The organism is Sphingopyxis sp. MG (assembly GCF_002953155.1).
Lineage (GTDB): Bacteria > Pseudomonadota > Alphaproteobacteria > Sphingomonadales > Sphingomonadaceae > Sphingopyxis > Sphingopyxis granuli.
In genome coordinates this window covers 658,227-677,670 of sequence record NZ_CP026381.1, presented here as the reverse complement: position 1 = coordinate 677,670, position 19,444 = coordinate 658,227, and the positions used below count along the sequence as shown (strand labels likewise).

The following is a 19,444-nucleotide window of genomic DNA, read 5'->3' as shown; positions in this document are numbered from 1 at the left end:
AGGAAGATATGGACGACGACAGAAAGCTACCCCGACTGCCCTATGACGATCCGGACCCCGATCCGGCAACACGGGCGTTCAACCGGCTCGAAGGCGAAATGGCGATGATGCGCCGCGCGGTCGAACATCTGGCGACCGAGAAGGCCGAAATCGATATCCCCGATTACAGCAGCACGCTGACCGAGATGGCGAAGCGGCTTGTCGCGATCGAGGGCAAGCCCGCCATGACGATCACTCCCGAGGATATGGCGGCGCGGATCGCGGCAGCGGCCACGGAGGCACGGCGCGAAGACCTGGCAACGCTCGCCGAGGCGAAGAAGCAGCATGGCGAGGCGGCACACGCCTTGCGGGCCTTGGTGGGAACCGCCTCCACAATCCGTGAACAGCACCGCCACCTCAAATGGGCGGCCGCTAGCGGCTTGCTCGCCGGTTGCCTCCTGTGGGCGGTGCTCCCCGGGTTCGTGGCGCGCATCCTTCCGACAAGCTGGCATCTGCCCGAACGCATCGCCGCGCGCACTGTGCGCGAGCCGACTCTATGGGAAGCGGGAACCCGGATCATGCACGCCGACAGCCCTGCGGCGTGGCAGGCCATCGCCGAGGCCGCCGAGATGCGCCGTTACAACCGCGAGGCCATTGACGCTTGCGTGCAGCAGGCCGCCAAGGCCAAGCAGCCTGTGCGTTGCACGATCAGGGTGAGGAGGCAGCCTTGATCGAACCGCCATCGGCAAGCCCTGACGCGTCTTTCTCGTCAGAACGTTCATATGCGACGAATGGTCGATGAGGCTAGCGAATGCATTATCTTCGGTCGAGCTCCGCCCACCTTGATCCACATCAGCGGACTGCCGCGGCCATCGGCCGTCAGGCCTAGTATTTGCCATCTGCCAACACCAGATAAAGCGTATCGCATCCTATGCTTCGAGCGCCAGTGCGACTGAGAGATGTCTTCATACTCCCGCTCGTTTACGGAGCCGGGCCATGCCAACTGTATCGACTTTTCCGAGAATTTCGCCTCGACTCGTCGCTTCCTTTCATAAGGATCTGAGATATCCCTCATCGCGGGGGGAGGAGCAACGATCCGCCGTCGAGAACTGGGAAAATGAAGGCGGTTATTTCCCCCGGTTCCTGTCGTTACAGAATTCGGCCACCACGGTTGTTACCGACCCGGACCCTCTGGCCACAGAGATAGATCGCTTGACCAAAACTCTCGCCAGCGATTTTGCAAATGGGCGTGTAGGGAAGCGATATAATACCTATCAGCACCGCTCGCGAGTGATCCGCCAATTGACGGCTTGCCGGACGGCGATGCGCCTTGGTGCTCGATAACACGGATCAAACAGTCGCCGCCGCCGTCAATCACCCTACCAGTCGGGAAGCCTGCACCTTCCCGCCAAAGATGTTATTGCCGCGGTATATTGTCCGCTATGGCAACGATCCCGTTTGACAAGACACTTTTGCCGCCGTGTCGAAGCTTTGTTTCGACCGGAACCATACCAGCGGCAATCACGGAAGTGACATGGCACGGATTGTCAATCAGCCCTTCTTCCAGCGCCATTGCTACAAGGTGGGCGCTATTGCGCGAGCGTGTCTTCAACTTGAGGTGATTGATGTGTGACTCGACCGTGCGTGAAGTAATTTCGAGCACCCGCGCTATCTCCTTCGCGGAGGCACCCGAGGCAACGAGGGTCAGAACTTCGAGTTCGCGCGCCGTCATAGGCTGCATTAATATATCCGGCATGATTTACCTCCGGCGATCGCTCTTGCTGGGTCCTCAGCAAATTTGCGATCCTGGGCAGGCCCACGTGCGGGAATTGCGATTTCCCTTGTTCGACTGCGACTCGGAGTGCGCCGACCAGCCCTTGTAGCCCTTCATCAATATTCATTCAACGGATAAAGTTGTCCAATATATACAATATTTTACTTGAAAAGCCACTTTTCACGCCACCCTCGAAATGAAAAGTGCTTGGTTCCCAAAATTTCGCGCATCAGACACGGTGCGCGATTAGAAATATTCATAGGTAAAAATACAGACGTATTCGCCTAAGTTGTAACATGAATGATATAGTGACATAAAAAACTGTCGTGCATTCATAACAACGGCAAAATCTTAATTGGATGATCTTGTGTATATAAAGCGTATATATTGATCATGTATAAATCCATATAAGCATTTTGTAATTTTTGTGAGTTTTCGATTCCGATTCATCAAGGGATCGGATTTTTGCTCGAATATCGGGCATAGGAAGCCGGACATTCCCGGAAATCACTTAAAACCAAGGAAATTCGATATGCGTCATTCATTGCTTCTTGCCTCGGCCGCCGTTGCTTTGGTCGGTTTCAGCGCAGCCCCCGCCTCGGCGGAATCGCTCAGTGTGCAGGGCGTCGTTGCCCCCTATTGCAACGTCAATCTGACCAATGTCTCGAGCGGGACCGCCTCGATCGCGTTCACCGACAATCAGAAGGTCGCGAACCTGCGCCTTTCGTGCAATGCCGCTTCGGGAACGAAGATGGTCACCGATCCGCTCAATGGTGACCTGCTCAGCGCAGCTGGCAATCGCATCAACTATGCGATGACACTGAAGTCGCCCACGAATGCCAACTTCGTGATCAACGAAACCGATACGGCGCCGGGCAATGCCGAAGCCGTCGGCCTCTTCACGCGGCAGCAGGCCGGCTATGCACAAAGCGTCGCCAATGGCCTTCCACTTGAGCTCTGGCTCAATGTGAACGTCGAAAATGCCAATACCCAGCCGGATTTCTCGACCCCCAACGTGTTCCCGGCTGATGCGGCGCCTGCTGGCACCTATACCGAGGTGTTCAGCTTCACCGCTTCGTCCATCTGATCGGACGGGTAATGCATGGGATCGCCCCCACGGGCGATCCCATGCTGCATTTTGGTGCCGGGGGCAGACTCATGCGTATCGCATATCCACTTTGGGCCGCGGCCATCGGGCTTCTCGCCATAGCCCAGCCGGCGCATGCGCAGGGCTATCAGATTCAGCCCATGCTCGCGACGATCCGTCCGACGGGTCCCGATTCCCGGCTGACATTGTCGATCAAGAATACCGGCGAAGTCCCGATCATGCTCGAAATGATCCCCTTTCGTGCGAGCGTCAACGAGACCGGAACGCCGACCCGGGTACCGGAGGACAAGGATCTGCTGGTCTATCCCGCGCAGACCGCCATCCCCCCGGGGCGCGAACAGACCGTGCAGATACGCTATATCGGCGACGCCGCACTCGCCGAGGCCCGGATGTATGGCGTGCGTGTGGCACAATTGCCGATCGATTTCCGCACCGGCGCCGCGAAGGGCGGCGCCAACGCACAGGCGGATGTAAAGGTCAGCTTCAACTTCCTCAGCCACATCATCGTATCGCCGGAGTCCGCGAGATCCGATATCGTCGTCGAGGTCGTCGAACATAAAGCCGACGGCGGGCTGACACTGCGGCTCCGCAATCCCGGGACGGGTATTGCGGTGCTCAACTCGGCGCGCTGGACCTTCACCGACGCCAGCGGAAAGAGCGTGGAGCTCGATACCGACCATGTTCAACTCGGAGATTTTTCGGCGCTCTTGCCGCACCAGGACCGGCTGGCCTCGGTCGCCGCTAAGGATGTCCCCGGATTGACGGGCACGATTACGTCCAAGCTGGAAATACCGTGACGCATGGGGCACTCGCTGCGATACTTCTCGATCTGCCTGTGCGGATCGATGCTCGGCGCCGTGCCAGACCCGGCATCCGCCGCCGGTCAAACTGCGGACACCGGGCTTGCCGTCGTCGCGGACTCAGTCGGAACCGCGCCCATTCCGGCTGGCGGCCCTTCGACCCGGGTTCCGCTCGACGTGCCGCTGATGCTGAACGGCAAGTTCCTCGGAACCATTTCCGTCGCGGTTGATGGTAAGGGCGATGGCGAGATCGACGCCAGGCGCTTGATCGAGCTTCTTGGCCCAGTCGTCACCCCGAAGATCAAGGGTTTGATCGAAGGCAGCATCGCAGGACGCAATATTGTGCCCTTCGACGCGCTCGACGGCGACGGGCTGAGCATCGCCTTTGACACGCTGAGCCTGAGCGTCACCGCGACCTTGCCGACCGACGCCACCAGCGCAACCGCGGTGCGCGTGGTCGAGCGTGACGGCGCGCCCGTCCCGCAGACCTTCGATCAGCCCGCCGGTTTTGCTGTTGGCGCCAATATCTCCGCGACCCAGCGCTATGTTCATGACCAGGGTCAGGGCTTCCAGCCACTCAGCGTCGATGTCGACGGCATCATGAACATTGGCGGCTTCGACGGCGTAACCGTGACCGGCGGGATGCGTTATGACGGCAACAATCGCGAACATCGGTGGGAGCGCCGCGAGATTCGCGCCACGCGCGATTTCTACGATAGCGCGGTTCGTGCCACGCTCGGCGAGTTTACCCCGGGCAGCACATCATTCCAGGGTTCGGGGCGCATCCTCGGCTTCGGCGTGGAACGGGCCTTCTCGACGATCCGTCCCTTTCAGAACGTCCGCCCGATCGGCCGCCAGGACTTTGTTCTCGATCGCGAGTCCAGCGTCGAGGTCTATGTCAACGATATCCGCGTCCAGACCCTCAGGCTTGCTGCCGGCCGCTACGATGTCGGCGACTTCCCGTTCGCTGCGGGGCCGAACAGCGTCAGGCTGGTCGTCGACGATGTCGGCGGCCGCCGCGAAATTCTCGACTTCAACATCTTCAGCGGCGCCGATCTGCTCAATCCGGGGGTCACGGAATTCGGTGGCGCAATCGGACTTCGCGAGGGTGACACGCGGCTACATTATGGATCGCCCGCCGCGACCGGCTACATCTACCGCGGCATTTCCGATGCTCTGACGTTGGGGGTCAACGCGCAGGCGACGAGTTTCTCGATGCAGGCCGGCGGATCGGCGCTATGGGGCTCGCCGCTCGGCTTCATCCAGGTGGAGGCCTCGGCGAGCCGGAGCCTCAACGGCTTCGGGTTCGGAACCGCGCTTTCATTCGATTATCGCGGCGAATTCTCGCTGCTGCGCGAGCGCGATCTGCGACTGAACATCTCTTCGGTGCTGCGTAGCACCAATTTCCAGGATGCCTTCACGCGCGAAGCCCGCAATCTCCAGGCATGGCAGTCGGCGGCGCTGCTCCAGTGGCGCGCGCCGTTCGAGATCAGCATGGGGCTGGGCTATGGCTATACGAAGATGCGCGGCGACGGGCGCGATATCCAGCGGTTCGATGCGAATATCGGACGCACTTTCGGGCGGTTCAGCGTGAACAGCACCGCGTCGCATATCAACGACGACCGTGGCAGCGACTGGCGCGTGTCGGTCGGCGTCTCGGTCCGCCGCGGCCCGGGCTGGTATGGCGATGTGCGTTACGACAGCAGCACGAAGCGCAAGGAGGTCGAGATCAGCCGGTCGTCCGAAGGCAGGCTCGACGAACTGAGCGGCAATCTCCGCTTCACCGACGAGCGTGAGGGCACCGCCTTGGCGGGCCGGCTCGCCTATATCAACAATCGTTTCGATCTCGTCGTGAACCACAACCGGATCGAATCGCGCAGTCCCGATGGACCGAGTTCGACCATTTCCGACTGGAATCTCCGTGGATTCATCGGCTTCGCCGATGGAGCCATCGGCCTCGGACGTACGGTGAATGACGGTTTCATCGTCGCGCCGGTGCATGACACGCTGGCCGGAAGCCAGGTGAGGATCCAGTCGGGCGACCGGATCGTGGCACGATCGGGCGTGTTCGGGGCGGCACTCATCCCGGTCAACCGGGCCTATAGCATCAACCGCTATGAAGTGAAGGTAGATCCGCTCCCGGTCGGCTATGATATCGGGAGCGGTGTCATCAACACATTCCCCGGCTTCGGCTCGGGCTACCGCGCCGAGATCGGCAGCGATGCTTCGCGCATCGCGACCGGATATCTCGTCGGCCCGCAAGGCCCGCTTTCGCTCGTCGGCGGCACCGTCGAGGCCGTGGACGACAAGAAGTTCGAACCACGCCCCTTTTTCACCAACCGGACCGGCCGCTTCGTCGCCGACCGGCTGGCGCCCGGACATTATCAACTGATCGTAGGCAGCGCCGTCGTTGCCACATTCGAAATCACCCGCGACTCCAAAGGATTGATCGATGTCGGTACGCTCAACACGCCATAGGCTTTCCATCGCGCTCATATTGGGAATTGCCATGGCCGGCACCGCCAGTTCTGCTGCCGCTTGCGACGCGCTGGTCGTCGAACAGCCATCGGTGCTGCGGCTCGACTATGATCCGTTCGCAAGCGCCCCGGCGTCAGGAAGAATGAATTTCAGCATCGAGAGCCGTTCGGCCGAACGCTGTGCGATGGACATCGCCTTGCTCGGCCGCGACCGTCTGCCCCTCGACGAAACCGAAGTCGGCGACACTGGCGTGCGGGTCCGCTTCAACGCCGGCGCCGGCGACACTGCGATGGCTGCAACCGCGACACCCGGGATCTGGCGCGTGCAGCTCGATCCCGGCAAGAGATATCGCCTCTCATTCGAGGTCGTGGCAATTCGCGATGCGGTCGCCGAGGCGGGCGAGCATTCGGAAACGCTCGAAATGGAACTTCGCGAGAGCGGCGCCCTTTCTGCCAGCCATGCAGGGAACCCCGTAACGTTGAAGCTTATCTCACCGCCGCGGGCGCAGATGAACATCGCCGGCGCGGCTGGCGCGTTCGGCCAGGGGGCTGCGGTGAGCCGCGTCGATTTCGGCGAAATGACGGCAAATGAAGCGCGCCGCGTCTTTCTCCAGGTGCGCGCCAATACCATCTCGCGGCTAACCATCGATTCGGCCAACCGCGGCCTCCTCAAGCGGGACAACAGCAGCCCCGCGGCCGACTCGATCGGCTATTTTGCCACCCTGAATGGCGTCGAGATCGATTTGCGCCAGCATTATGAAGCCATGCTCGATCTGCCGCGCACCCTTGGGGGATCGTCGCTGCCCTTCGATCTGCGCCTTGGCGAAGTGGGAGCGCATGTGGCCGGGACATACAGCGATCTCGTCACGATCGAATTTAGCCCGCTCTAGTGGAGAGTGCGACTAGCTAATTCCCCAGTAATCAAGGAAAAATTGTCCTGCAGGAAATACATGAACAGTGTAAGCTCCGATTCTCAATATTCGACCCACAAAACCATGCTTCTTTCCGACGCAAATAGATGGCTGATTTCACCAAACCGCTCGGGGATCGGCTACGGCTTAAATCAGGCGCAAAACCGCCGATTCAACTATCCTAAGGTTCAAATGGCCGTTTCCAACGAATTATAACATCGGTGTCCCTGGGAACCCGAGACCACCGACGTTATAACTCGGTTTGTTTCGGGTTGCCGGACCACGACCGGCAAGAAGCGCATGTGCAAGTCTTGCGCTATGACCTCGCGCGCGTGGAATATTCCGAGAAATCCCTGAAGCCTCGGGTCGAGACGCTGGTGCAAATTTTGATCGTGAAAGCCTTCCATCCCTTCGTCCAGTCGCGCAGCCGGTCGTAGGGGGTGAGGTTGTAGACGCGCGCCCAACTCTTGCCCTGCCAATAGCCATCGCCGCGCACGGTGGCACCCCAGCCGTCGCTGAGCGGGATCGTATATTCCGCTCCCAGATTGACCGCCCAATGCGGCGAATTGGGAAGCTCGTTATCGGACAAATCCGTATAGAAGCCGGCCCCCCATTCAATTCCGGATAGTTTGCAACGTCATATTCGAGTGGAGCCAGGTGTCATATCGGCCGCAGCGGCACGCGCGAGGCAGACATCGAGGTCGGATATTGTGTCGCGTTCGAGGACTTTTGACGACCGGTTTTGAATTCTGTCGTAATCTTTAGGGTTGAACCGGCACCACAGCGCTGCTAATCGTTTCTTCTAACGGAAAATCATTCCGATGATTGGAATACCATATGAACGCTAACCAATGTCCGCCTGGTGAATGGGCCCCCATCGAGGAGCACCCGATTTCAGATTTGGATGCTACCGACCTGCCCGCCTTTGTCGTGCGTGATGGCGCAACATTCTTGCTCTGCACTCTAACTGCGCAAGGTCAGCACAGCTTTCTCCACACGGATGGCGCACAGCGCGTCGAAGTGGGGCCAGAAGGCGTTCTCTACAGCTTCTCGACGGTACACGTGTCCTCTTCGCAGCCCGTACCGTACACGATAGGCTACGTAGATTTTCCCGGAGATGTCCGCGCATTGGCAAAGGTCCGGGGTCCCGATCATGCATTGGACTGTGACTGTGTCGTCCGCCTTGCCAGCGAAGGCTCCGAGTGGTTTGTTGAGCCTGTCGCGAGGGAAAGCCAGTGAGCCGCGCCTATATCGTGAGCGGCGCAATGATCCCGATGGGGAAACATCGCAATTCAAGCTATAGTGGACTGGCGGTACCCCCGGTCCGCAAGGCGATCAGAGACGCTGGGCTCGATCCGAGCGAAATCGACACCGTCTATTGCGGCCATGCCTTCGGCGGAATGCTTACAGGTCAGCGCATCGTCAAGGAGGTGGGGATCGGCGGCGTTCCGATCTTCAACGTCGACAACGCCTGTTCGGGCGGCGCGAGCGCATTACACCTCGCCTGGAAGAGCGTGTGCAGCGAGGAACATGCCGCGGCACTGGTCATCGGGGTCGACAAGCTTACCCAGTTTGGTGGCGGCACCTTGCCGCTTGTCGCGGAAGATATCGAGGTGCGCAACGGCATGGTGATGCCCGCTTTGTATGCGATGCGAGCGCGACGATATCTGTACGAACGGGGCGAGTCAGTGGATTTGCTGGCACAGGTCAGCGTGAAGGCGCGGCGTCATGGCGCGATGAATCCTTTCGCACAGCTGCGTAAACCAACCAGTGTCGAAGAGGTCGTTGCTTCCAGGATGATTTCAGACCCGCTCACGCTGCTGCAATGCTGTCCGACGGGCGACGGCGCGGCTGCGGTTATCGTGGTGAACGACGACATCCGCAAGCGGCTGGCTTTGCCGGCGGTGGAAATTTGCGGGTCTGTGCTGCATTCGGGGACGCCGACATCCGGCTTCCGCAACATGTTACGGCCCGATATTACCCGGCACTCCGCGAGCGACGCCTTCGAACAGGCGGGGATTGGGCCGCAGGATGTAGATATCGTCGAACTCCACGACGCGTTCTCGATCGCGGAACTCGTGTACTACGAAGCGTTGGGGCTCTGTGAAGACGGGGAATCCGCATCCTTTCTCACCTCCGGCCAGAGCACGTTCGGCGGCGCCGTCGTCGTCAATCCGAGCGGCGGGCTGCTGTCAAAAGGGCATCCCGTTGGCTGCAGCGGTGTCGCACAGGTTGTCGAACTATATTGGCAGTTGACGGGTCGGGCGGGCGCACGACAGGTTCCGAATGCGCGCATCGGCATGACGCACGTCACTGGCGGTGGCATAGCTCGCCTTGATCATGGCGCATGCGCCATCCACATCTTGAAGGCGCTGGACGAAATATGACGAAACATAGTGACGAAGGGCCGGGCACGAGCAGCATCAGCCGCGCGCTCTATCTGTTGGCGCTATTGGCCGACGCACCGGGCCCGGTAACGGTCAAGCAGGTCAGCACTGACCTCAAGGTACCGCCATCGACCGCGCACCGGCTGCTCAACGCGCTCGCCGCGGAAGGCTTCGTCGCTGCGTCGGGCAGCGGCATCTATCGCATCGGGCCGCGCTTCTACCGGATCTCGGCGCGCGTGATCCAGGCCATGTCCCAGGTCACGATCGCGCAGCCCATCGTCGACGCATTGGCCGCCAAGTACAATGAGACAGTCCTGCTTGGAAGGTATGTCGCCGCTGATCGGACTATGAACTTTGTCTATCGTGCGGACGGCAGTCAGATGCTTACCTACCAGATCGATCTTCACAGGCCGCTGTCGTTATACTGGGGAGCATCTGGCAAGGCGATTCTCGCGTTCCTGCCGGACGATGAAATCGAGCAAATCCTCCTTCGCGAGCGTGCCTTATCAGTGTCGGGAGAAAAGCAGCCGTCCTTGCGTGCGAGAATGGCGGAACTGCGCGAAGTGCGCGAGCAGGGATACGCGATCAGCGAAGGACAGAAACTCCCTGGCGCACGAGGCGTCGCCGCTCCGATCTTCGACGCAAAAGGCGTTTTCGGCTGCCTTTGCATGACCTTCCCGCAGGAGCGCATGCCCAACGCCAGTATCGATGCCATCGTGAAGGATATCATGGAAAAGAGCGACGAGATCTCGCGGTTCCTCGGAGCAGCCAGATGAGTTCGCCTGGCCAGCCGCTGAATGGTGTACGTGTCCTGGATCTCACCACATTTCTTTCTGGACCTTTTTGCACGCAGATTCTTGCTGACCTTGGCGCCGAGGTGATCAAGGTCGAGCCGCCCGGCGGCGATTCAAGTCGGCACATCCCCCCTCATTTCCTCGATGACCAAAGTCTGTACTTCCTCGGTATCAATCGGAACAAGCAAAGCATCTCGATCGACCTGAAGACGGATCGCGGACGGCGGTTGCTGCTAGAGCTCATCGCGAAGGCAGATATTGTCGTGGAGAACTTCCGGCCCGGGGTCGCGCGCAGGATCGGACTAGACATTGAGAAAATCGCGGCCAGCCATCCGCGGTTGATTTGGGCGTCAATCAGCGGTTTCGGTCAGACCGGGCCGGACAGCACAAAGCCCGCCTACGACATGATCGTACAGGCACTGTCAGGCGTGATGAGTATTACCGGGGAGGCGGGTCGGCCTGCCGTCAGGCTTGGCATCCCGGCTGGCGACACGGTGGCGGGACTCTATGCGTGTATAGCCATTTGCGCAGCCCTGCATCGTCGCAATTTTACGGACCGCGCCGACATCATCGATGTCGCGATGCTCGATTGCCAGCTCGCGATGCTTTCATATCAAGCTACCTATTCGCTCGTCGCAGGAACGGACCCTGGCCCTCAGGGCGCGAGGCACGATTCGATCCCAACGTATCGATCCTTCAAGGCCCGGGATGGCCGCGAACTGGTCGTCACGGCGAATACCGAAAAGATGTGGCAGGGGCTGTGCAGATCTCTCGATCTGTCAGAGCTGGTGGGTGATGCGCGCTTTGCGACCGCCTCCGATCGACTGAGGAATCGCGTGGAACTGTGGCAGTTGTTGGAGGCGGCCTTCCTTGAAAAGGATGCAGTCGAGCATGTTGAAAGCCTCCAGAGCAACGACGTCCCTGCGGCACTGATCAAGCGCGTTCCGGAGGCTCTTGACGATGCGCGCGCCGCAAGTCGCGACATGATCGTTGAGATGCAGGCTCCCAAGGGCGAGCGTATCGAGGTGGTGGGCAATCCCATCAAGTTCGCTGGCAGCAAAAGCCCGGAACCGACCTATCCGCCTGCCCTCGGCCAGGACAATGTCTCCATCTTGTCGGCATGGCTGGATATGCCGCGATCAGTCGTGGACGAACTGCTGGCCGACGGTGTGCTGGGGGATGGCTCGGCATGAATGGCAGGGCGCGGCCAGAGATCCCGGTGATTGCGTTTCACGCGCTTGGCCTGGACCGCCATTCGTTCGAGCCGCTTCGAAGGTGTCTGCAGGACGGTCGGCGTCTGGTTGCGTTCGATCTCTTGGGTCACGGAAGCAACGGCGATCGGGCGAGCGAATGCCTGGAGGATCATGTCGACTATGCCACCGAGCGTATTCTGCGGGCGGCGGACGGCCCGGTACATCTGCTGGGACACTCCTTCGGCGGCGTGGTCGCAGCGCTCGCATGTCAAAGGATTCGCAGCGATGGGCATGATGTCATTTCGCTGGCGCTCCTCGCAACGCCTTCGAGTGGCGGAAAGCTCTATGCCGATCGCTCCGATGCACTACTCCTCAACGGTGTCGAGCCGTTCAAGCAATCGACCCTCGCCCGTTGGTTCGGCGAGACGCCGCCGCCGCAGTGGCGATCAAATATTGAGTATGCATCGAAGTCGCTGAGTTCTCTTTCGGCGACAGCTATCGCATCGGCATGGCGGGCGCTCGCGACATTCGGCGACTTTTCCAGCGTCACTTCGCAACCGGGAGCAATGTGCATCGCCGCTGCGGACGACCTGTCGACGCCGCCGTCGGCTATGTCAGCGATTGTGGATGCGATGAGCGAGAACGCAATCGGGTCAGGCCCCGCGCTCAAGACGCTGCCGAAGGGCGGGCACCTCTTTCCCCTGACGATGGCACCCGATGTCGCACGAATGCTGGAGGCGCATTGGGGCGCCGTTGAAGGCGAAGCCCTCCTGAAAGCGGGAGGCCGAGCGTGAACAGGATCGAGGACGGCACAACGGTCATCGGCGGGCGAAGCCTGATCGTACGGAGGTCCGGGCCGCCTGAGGGACCGGCCGTACTGCTCCTGCACGCGTTAGGCCTGGACCGGTGCGCGTTCGATCCGCTTCGCCATGCGCTGGGCGGGTCGCTGGACATCATCTCCTACGACCATCGTGGCCACGGAAGCCGCGCGAGCGAAGAAAGTTTCACGCTCCAGATGCTGGTCGAGGATGCGATAGGCATGATCCGCTGGGTCAATCGTCCGGTTCATCTGCTGGGCCATGCCCTTGGTGGCGTCATCGCGACGCTTGCGGCGGCGTCCCTGCGGAGTGGAGTGCAAAGTCTCGCCCTTGTTGCCTCACCGCTCGAATCGATGCCGGCATTTACCGAGCGGGCAGAACAGATCGATGCGGGCGGGCGGGCCGGCACCGTCGAGCAATCGCTGAAGCGGTGGTTCGGCGGGCTCGAAGACCTGTCGACGTACCGCGCCGCTCTCGCCTACGGACGAAAGGCGATTTCGGCGGTTTCCGCCAAAGGATATGCCGATGGCTGGCGGTCACTGGCGGATTTTGGCCGGCTCCAACTGGATGACGCAGAGCTTCCGCCAACGCTTTGCATCGCCGCTGCGGATGATGCCTCGGTCCCGGCCTCGTCTTTCGATAGCCTCCTCCGCGGCGGCGCGAAGAGGCGCGAAAGCCTTTATCTCGAAGTGCTGCCCCGTGGCGGGCATATGTTGCCGTTGACCGAGCCGGAGCGGCTCTCGCGGCACCTCAAGGAACATTGGAAGGCGCCCCAAGCATGACCCCCTCACCCACAGCACCACCCGGACCCTTGCCTCGCGGTTTGCGGGTCGCCGTTACGGGCGGAAGCGCGGGGATTGGCGAGGCTATCTGCAAGCTGCTCAATGCGCAGGGCGCGACGGTCTTCAATCTTGACCTGAGGAAAGGATCGGCCAGCGGCGCGGAAACCTTTATCAAGACTGACGTGCGGTCGCGCGACAGCGTTCAGCAGGCGTTCGAAGAAATCGAGCGCGTCGCGGGCGCGCTCGACGCGTTGGTGAACAACGCCGGTATCGCGTTCGTCGGCGGCATAGAGGACGGCAGCGACGAACAGTGGCTCGAACTGTTCAACGTGAACCTGATGGGATACCGGCGCGCCACCGCCTGCGCCTTGCCGCTGTTGCGAAGCTCGCACTCGCCCGCAATCGTCAACATCTCTTCCTGTTCAGCGACCTCCGGTATCGCGCAACGCGCTGCCTATTCGGCATCCAAAGGTGCGATCCACAGCATGACGCTGAGCGTCGCAGCCGACCTGGTCCACGAAGGCATCCGTGTGAACGGCGTCGTCCCCGGCACGGTCGAAACGCCCTTCATGCAGGCGCTGATCGACGCGGCGATCGACCCCGCCGCGCAGCGTCGCGAGTATGAGCGGCGACAACCCACCGCAAAGATGGTCGATCCGGTTGAGGTCGCTCATGCCGTTTCGTTCCTGATCGACCCTGCTTGTAGCTCCGTCACCGGATCGTTCGTCGTGGTGGATGGCGGGCTAGCCTCGCTGCGCACGAGGCGTCGCTAGCGCGCAAATTCAGACCAATCAAAAGGGAGGAGGAACAAGATGAAGGAGAGGAACAAGATGACAGCTCAGCTCACCGTGCACGGCACGGGTTCCCGCAGTCACCGGATCGCCGCAATCGATGGTCCGAACAAGTCCAATCCGGGCGCCCACAGCAAGCACATTTTCGGTGCGATGGTGCTGCGCGCCCTAACCCTGCCGCTCGCCATAGCTGCGGTCGCGACACCCGCGTGGGCCCAACGGGTCCAGATCGAGGCCGTTACCTTCCCGAGCAGCGACGGCAAGACCGAATTGAAGGGCTATATCTTCAAGGCGAACAACGCGCCTGCAAACGCGCCCGCCGTCGTCATGATGCACGGCGGCGCGGGCGCCTATTCGAGCCGCGCCGCGGGTGAATATAGCGCCGCGACGCTGACCGCGCGGCACCGGGCGTGGGGTCGGCTGCTAGCGCGCAGCGGCTATGTCGCGCTGATGGTCGACGATTTCGGACCTGCCGGTTATCCCGAGGGCTTCAAGGGGGCTGCGTACAAAAGCCGCCCCGCCGTGGTCGACGAGGTCGCCTATCGCCCGCTGCACGCCTATGGCGCGCTCGGCTTTCTCCAGCAGCGCCCCGATGTCGATGGAAGGCGCGTCGCTCTGCTTGGCTGGTCGAACGGCGGCAGCGCGACCCTCGCGGCGATGGCTGACGACAAGCCCGGCGACATGCCCAATACCGGCTTTCGCATCGGCGTCGCGCTCTATCCGGACTGCGATCTCAAGAAGCGCTTCGCGAAGGACGGCTACCGCCCCTACAGCCCGGTTCGCGTCTTCGTCGGCACTGCCGACAAATATGTGTCAGCGAAGCTCTGCGAAAAACTCGTCGCCGATGCCCGCAAAAAGGGCGGCGACATCTCGCTAACGACCTTCAAGGGCGCGACACACAGCTATGACACGCCGGGGAAAAAGCGCCAGTCGATCAAGGCTAATGCCGACGCCAAGGCCGCGACCGAGGCCGACATCGTCGCCTTCCTCGCCGCGACACTGAGGCCCGCACAATAGGAGCACGCGACGTCCGCGCACGCCCCGTGCCCCTTCACGTTGTTTCGTCACTGGATGGTTCAACGTGAGGGGGACGGGATCGCCTCGTCGCTGACGTGCCAATTCAAGCAATAAGAGGAGAGGATGAATATGACAGCTCGGCACCCGTTCACCCTGAACCGTACCGGTTCCCGTCGCCACCGGATCGCCCTGATCGACGGGCCGAACATGTCCAGTCTCGGCGCCCGCAGCAAGCAGGTTTACGGAGCGATCGCGTCTCTGGACGACCTGAAGGCATTTGTCACGTCGGCGGGTTCGGATATCGGCGTCGAGGTCGAGACATTCTCGTCCAACCACATGGGCGATATCCTTGAGTATATCCACGGATCGGCCGATCGGGTCGACGGCTATATCATCAATCCGGCGGGCCTGACGACCATGGGCGAGGCCGTTCGGCACGCCCTCGAGGATACGACCAAACCGGCCATCGAGGTGCATTTCGCGAACATCTCGGGGGCGCCGGGAACGCCGCGCGGTCTGGCCAGCGGCAAGTTGATCTCGACCTTCACGCACACCGCGACCGGCCTTTGCATGGGGCTGCGCCAATACAGCTACATCGCCGCGCTGGTGGGTCTGGTGATGGCGCTTGATGACCGGGGCTTCCTCGGCGGCGAACTCGCGGACCTGGAGACAGCCTGAAGGCGGCAGGGCCTGACTGCGACAGGGGGATGCATGGCAAACGCCTGGTCTATTTTACGCGACGAACGCGATCGATCCAAAGTCGGAGTGGCAGGGTCTTGCGCATGAGCGGTCCAAGGCCGACCCGCAGCCCCCATCGAGGACTTCGGCCGGAATATCCACTCCTCGAACGGTAAAGGTATCTGAACTATGGGACGGCGACATTTCCTGTTGGTAGGCACCTTTTTGCTCACCATGCTTCTGTACGTGGACCGCGTCGTGATATCTGCCGCGAAGGAGCAGATCACGGGCGAACTCCAGCTGAGCGACACCCAATTCGGGTGGGTGATCGCCGCATTTGCGCTCGGTTACGCTTTGTTTCAGGTGCCGGCCGGCCAGCTTGCCGATCGTTTTGGGCCACGCAGAACGCTTGCCGCAATTGTCATCCTTTGGTCTGGGTTTACCGCCCTGACCGGGGCGGCCTGGGGCTTTCTCTCCCTGCTGATGTTCCGCTTTGCATTCGGAGCGGCGGAGGCCGGCGCGATGCCGGCTTGTGCCAAAGCCGTGTACAGCTGGCTTCCCGCCGCCGAACGCGGCATCGCCAACGGCATCAACCTGTCCGGTACGAGGGTCGGCGCTGCGCTGGCGCTTCCCGGCCTTGCCTGGATGCTTTCATCCTTTGGGTGGCGGCAAACCTTTGTGATCATGGGCGCAGCCGGCTTGTTATGGGTTCTCGCCTGGTACGCGCTGTTCCGGGATCGGCCTGAAGATCACCGGGGGATGCCCGAGGCGGAGATTCAGAAGATCATTGCGGGACGAACGCTTTCCGCGGCGCAGGCCAAGCCGTCGAGGCACGGCTCCGGGTCGCATCAGGGCCGCCTGTGGCCCGTCGTCACGCAGTATTTCGCGTCGTGCTTCACCTTCTTTTTCGCGCTGTCTTGGCTATTCCCATATCTGCAGACAACCTATGGCCTGACCACGGTCGAAACCGGCTTCTTCACCGCCGTCCCTTTGGCGGCTGGCGCGGCGGGCAACTGGCTGGGCGGAGTGGGATCCGATTTCGCCGTACGCAGGACCGGGACCGCAGCATCGCTACGTCATGTGGCGATCACTGGTTTCATTTTGGCGGCGATCGGGCTTGTCGGATGCCTCAATGCTGAAACGGCAATCGTAGCGGTGGTTTTCCTCAGCATCACGGTGTTCGGCGCCGACATGACCCTGCCGCCGTCTTGGGCATTCTGCATCGACGTTGGCGGTGAACGGGCGGGGGCCGTAACCGGTCAGATGAATATGGTCGGTGCATTCGGCGCATTTGCAACGGGGCTTGCCTTTCCATACTTCTACAGCGCCTTCAATTCAGTAACCCCGTTCTTCCTCACCGCCGTTGCGCTGAACCTCGCCGGGGCGATGCTTTGGGGGTTCATACGGCGCTCCAACCGGTCCGAGCCCGAAGGTTTCCACCGGCAATGAATAGAGCCTTGGGCCGAATTAGTGCCGCTTCTTGGGTGTGATGGCAACAACCGTATTGGGGGCATGTCCCCAATACGGTTTGCTACCTGATGGCCTGTTGCCGGTTTGATGGCCCTCGAGATAAGTCCATTCAGGCTAGCACTACTTTGGTAGAAGTCTGATTGGCATGTTTTCCAGCGGCTCTCTGCAATGAGGGCAATGCGTCGGTGGCGGCCTTGACAAGTGATCAAGAATGGCTTGCCGGACTGCTGGCAGGCTCGGCTGTGGCGGTGGACCTGCGATTTTTTTTCCCGTCCCGCCTGAGCGAGACGGCGGGATTGCAGGAAGGCATATGCGATCATCGACATGAGGGCATGGCGATGGAGGCCTGTCCAGAAACGGCCGTCAAAATGGTCGAGGCCAAGCTCTTCCTTGAGTTGCTGGTGTGCCTGCTCGCAGATCCAGCGCGCCTTGATGGCGCCGGCGAGATCCCGGATCGGCGTATCTGCGGGCAGGTTCGAGAGATAATATTTGCGCTCGCCGCTGGAGCGATGATCGCCGACCAGCCAGGCTTCTTCCCCGGGGCATGTGCTGCGCGCCCGAAGCGCCGATGCGTTGGGGCGGGCCGTCGGCGACGCGCACGCGCATGGCGGCGAAGCGAGCGCTCAGACGCCTCTTCGTCCCGCGGCGCCAACTGACCTGTCGCCATTTTGTGTCGTCGAGCATGGCATGGGCGGCGCGCGATGCGATGTCCGGAACATGGTGCTGCCGGGGGCGTCCGCGTCCCGCCACAGGAAAGACGAGTTGCACATCCGCCGGATACACCTTCTGATGCCGGGGGATGCCGACCGCCCAGTGCAAGCCCCTTGCGCTGAGCGCCTGACGGAAAGGGGCTGCGAGCCCATATCCGGCATCCGCGAGCACACAGCGAAGCGCACCCCGGCGGCGATGACCCGGTCGATCTCCTCGATCGCGATCGCCGGCTTGGTGCGATAGGGGCGAAAAGCCTCGGGCACGCCGACCTTGACCATGCACGCCTCGTCGCTCGTCCAGCTTTCCGGCAGGAACAGCCGCAAGCCCAGCATGATCGGCACCTCTCGCGACGCCAGCGTCACCGATACGAGCGTCTGACAGTTCGCATTCTTGCCCAGCGCCGACGCATATTGCGGCGCCACGCCCACCGACGCCGTTCCCTTCTTCGGCAAGGCCGTATCGTCGATGATCAGCCATGCCTTGTCGCCGCCGACCAGCGCATCGGCCTGGCCCCACAGAGTCGCCTCCAGCGGCGCGCTGTCCCAAAGCCCCGCGCCAATGAAGTGATGCAGGCGATCATAGCCGACTTCGCCCGTCCGCGCCGCCATCGGCTGGATACTCTTGCGATCTCCCGGACCGATCAGGCCGGCGACATAAGCCGGCACATCCACTGCCGCGCCTTATGGCCAAGTCCCTTCAGATAAGGCGCCAGCCAGCGCTCCAGATCATCCCGCTAATTACCATCCATCGCCGACATCCTTCCAACGTCGGCTCCCTATGAATCACCCATCAACCAAAATGGGAATCCCCAAAATCAATCTTCTGCCAAAGTAGTGCTAGGTCACATACCCATAAACAGGGTTCCCAAGAGGGGTGAGTGCGGATTCCGACGATGTCGCCCAGTTATTCCGATCTGATGGCGCCCACTATTCCGAGCCTATGCCGCCCACCTGGCGGAGCCTCGATCGTCACGGTTTTGTGACATGGATATTGCGATACGGTCAAGCAGCCTTCAGCTGGCTCACCCGGCGCATGGATTCCCCGCTCAGCTCGATCCGGTGAGCATTGTGAACGAGCCGGTCGAGGATGGCGTCCGCATAGGTCGGACAGCCGATCAGCTCATGCCATTTCGCGATCGGCACCTGGCTCGTCACGACCGTGGAGCGGCGGCCGTAACGGTCTTCGAGGATTTCCAGAAGATGGTGCCGGGCGTTTGCTTCGAGCGGCTCCAGGCCCCAGTCATCGAGGATCAGCAGCTCGACCTGCCCGAGGCTTTTCAGGCGCGACGCGATGCGGCCGTCGCCGCGGGCGAGGCTCAGCTCGTCGAGCAGCTTCGACAGCCGTGTATAGAGCACCGAGCGATTGTCGCGGCACGCCTTGTGGCCGAGCGCGCAGGAGAGCCAGCTCTTGCCGACCCCCGTCGGGCCGATGATCGCCAGATTCTCATAGGCGCCGATCCAGTCGCCCTTGAGCAGGCTTTCCATCATCCGCCGGTCGAGCCCGCGCGGTGAACGATAGTCTATGTCCTCCGGCACCGCGAGGTGACGCAGCTTCGCATGGCGAAGCCGCGCCGCCAGCCGCTTGTCGCGGCGATGCGTCGCCTCATGGTCGAGCAGCAGCGCCAGCCATTCGGCATGGCCGAGCCCGGCGGCTTCGTCATTGCCGCCAAGATCGGCGAACGCCTTCGCCATGCCGTGAAGACCAAGCTGGTTCAGCTGGTCGAGGGTGGGATGAGCAAGCACGATATTCTTCTC

At 61.4% G+C, this 19,444-nt stretch carries 19 protein-coding genes and 1 pseudogene; 16 read left to right on the top strand and 4 right to left on the bottom strand.

What is annotated here, in order from left to right; all coding sequences use genetic code 11:
* Window positions 1-8 precede the first annotated feature (8 nt).
* A complete protein-coding gene (locus tag C3E99_RS03050; protein WP_104959388.1) occupies window positions 9-710 on the top strand; it encodes a DUF6118 family protein in 702 nt (233 codons plus the stop codon).
* 686 nt (window positions 711-1,396) lie between these two features.
* Here the strand turns inward: C3E99_RS03050 and C3E99_RS03045 are convergent.
* Window positions 1,397-1,711: a response regulator transcription factor gene (locus C3E99_RS03045; protein WP_234002573.1), complete on the bottom strand. Its 315-nt coding sequence runs from the start codon at window positions 1,709-1,711 to the stop codon at window positions 1,397-1,399.
* Between the two features lie 574 nt (window positions 1,712-2,285).
* Between C3E99_RS03045 and C3E99_RS03040 the strand changes: the two genes are divergently transcribed.
* The 4 genes from C3E99_RS03040 to C3E99_RS03025 are packed head-to-tail and all read left to right on the top strand — an operon-like array spanning window position 2,286 to window position 7,028.
* On the top strand, window positions 2,286-2,840 hold the full coding sequence (locus C3E99_RS03040) for a hypothetical protein (RefSeq protein ID WP_104959386.1): 555 nt from the start codon (window positions 2,286-2,288) through the stop codon (window positions 2,838-2,840).
* A gap of 11 nt (window positions 2,841-2,851) precedes the next feature.
* Window positions 2,852-3,658 (top strand): hypothetical protein, encoded by an 807-nt coding sequence (locus C3E99_RS03035; RefSeq protein ID WP_104959385.1) that lies wholly within the window; start codon window positions 2,852-2,854, stop codon window positions 3,656-3,658.
* Between the two features lie 3 nt (window positions 3,659-3,661).
* Complete coding sequence (locus C3E99_RS03030) at window positions 3,662-6,139, top strand: hypothetical protein (RefSeq protein WP_104959384.1); 2,478 nt, start codon at window positions 3,662-3,664, stop codon at window positions 6,137-6,139.
* Entirely contained in the window at window positions 6,114-7,028 is a 915-nt protein-coding gene (locus tag C3E99_RS03025; RefSeq protein ID WP_158682084.1) for a hypothetical protein, read from the top strand. Before C3E99_RS03030 ends, C3E99_RS03025 begins: the two co-directional genes overlap by 26 nt.
* A gap of 337 nt (window positions 7,029-7,365) precedes the next feature.
* Here the strand turns inward: C3E99_RS03025 and C3E99_RS03020 are convergent, their stop codons facing one another.
* Window positions 7,366-7,638: a hypothetical protein gene (locus tag C3E99_RS03020; RefSeq protein ID WP_104959382.1), complete on the bottom strand. Its 273-nt coding sequence runs from the start codon at window positions 7,636-7,638 to the stop codon at window positions 7,366-7,368.
* A gap of 248 nt (window positions 7,639-7,886) precedes the next feature.
* On the opposite strand from C3E99_RS03020, the gene C3E99_RS20330 reads away from it, so the two are divergent.
* The 11 genes from C3E99_RS20330 (at window position 7,887) to C3E99_RS20325 (ending at window position 17,635) form a co-directional block, all read left to right on the top strand.
* On the top strand, window positions 7,887-8,288 hold the full coding sequence (locus C3E99_RS20330; protein WP_104959381.1) for an OB-fold domain-containing protein: 402 nt from the start codon (window positions 7,887-7,889) through the stop codon (window positions 8,286-8,288).
* Window positions 8,285-9,436 carry a thiolase family protein gene (locus C3E99_RS03010; protein WP_104959380.1) on the top strand — a complete coding sequence of 384 codons (1,152 nt, stop codon included), beginning with the start codon at window positions 8,285-8,287 and terminating at the stop codon, window positions 9,434-9,436. The genes C3E99_RS20330 and C3E99_RS03010 overlap by 4 nt, the downstream gene beginning before the upstream one ends.
* On the top strand, window positions 9,433-10,212 hold the full coding sequence (locus tag C3E99_RS03005; RefSeq protein ID WP_158682082.1) for an IclR family transcriptional regulator: 780 nt from the start codon (window positions 9,433-9,435) through the stop codon (window positions 10,210-10,212). The genes C3E99_RS03010 and C3E99_RS03005 overlap by 4 nt, the downstream gene beginning before the upstream one ends.
* A complete protein-coding gene (locus C3E99_RS03000; RefSeq protein WP_104959378.1) occupies window positions 10,209-11,423 on the top strand; it encodes a CaiB/BaiF CoA transferase family protein in 1,215 nt (404 codons plus the stop codon). The genes C3E99_RS03005 and C3E99_RS03000 overlap by 4 nt, the downstream gene beginning before the upstream one ends.
* Window positions 11,420-12,217: an alpha/beta fold hydrolase gene (locus C3E99_RS02995; protein ID WP_158682080.1), complete on the top strand. Its 798-nt coding sequence runs from the start codon at window positions 11,420-11,422 to the stop codon at window positions 12,215-12,217. Before C3E99_RS03000 ends, C3E99_RS02995 begins: the two co-directional genes overlap by 4 nt.
* Complete coding sequence (locus tag C3E99_RS02990; RefSeq protein WP_104959376.1) at window positions 12,214-13,023, top strand: alpha/beta fold hydrolase; 810 nt, start codon at window positions 12,214-12,216, stop codon at window positions 13,021-13,023. The genes C3E99_RS02995 and C3E99_RS02990 overlap by 4 nt, the downstream gene beginning before the upstream one ends.
* Window positions 13,020-13,796 carry an SDR family NAD(P)-dependent oxidoreductase gene (locus tag C3E99_RS02985; protein ID WP_104959375.1) on the top strand — a complete coding sequence of 259 codons (777 nt, stop codon included), beginning with the start codon at window positions 13,020-13,022 and terminating at the stop codon, window positions 13,794-13,796. The genes C3E99_RS02990 and C3E99_RS02985 overlap by 4 nt, the downstream gene beginning before the upstream one ends.
* 57 nt (window positions 13,797-13,853) lie before the next feature.
* The gene (locus C3E99_RS02980; protein WP_158682078.1) at window positions 13,854-14,831 is read left to right on the top strand and encodes a dienelactone hydrolase family protein; all 978 of its coding nucleotides are present in this window, start codon (window positions 13,854-13,856) and stop codon (window positions 14,829-14,831) included.
* 123 nt (window positions 14,832-14,954) lie between these two features.
* A complete protein-coding gene (locus tag C3E99_RS02975; RefSeq protein WP_199775059.1) occupies window positions 14,955-15,509 on the top strand; it encodes a type II 3-dehydroquinate dehydratase in 555 nt (184 codons plus the stop codon).
* A gap of 189 nt (window positions 15,510-15,698) precedes the next feature.
* Window positions 15,699-16,958, top strand: coding sequence for an MFS transporter (locus C3E99_RS02970; RefSeq protein WP_104959373.1), 1,260 nt, complete (start codon window positions 15,699-15,701; stop codon window positions 16,956-16,958).
* 215 nt (window positions 16,959-17,173) lie between these two features.
* On the top strand, window positions 17,174-17,635 hold the full coding sequence (locus C3E99_RS20325; RefSeq protein ID WP_442800484.1) for a hypothetical protein: 462 nt from the start codon (window positions 17,174-17,176) through the stop codon (window positions 17,633-17,635).
* Between the two features lie 31 nt (window positions 17,636-17,666).
* Here C3E99_RS20325 and C3E99_RS20320 read toward each other — a convergent pair.
* Window positions 17,667-18,298 (bottom strand): annotated as a pseudogene (locus C3E99_RS20320) (IS701 family transposase); the annotation flags it as partial.
* Window positions 18,299-18,691: 393 nt separating this feature from the next.
* A complete protein-coding gene (gene istB / locus C3E99_RS02960) occupies window positions 18,692-19,432 on the bottom strand; it encodes an IS21-like element helper ATPase IstB (protein WP_104960292.1) in 741 nt (246 codons plus the stop codon).
* Window positions 19,433-19,444: the final 12 nt, after the last annotated feature.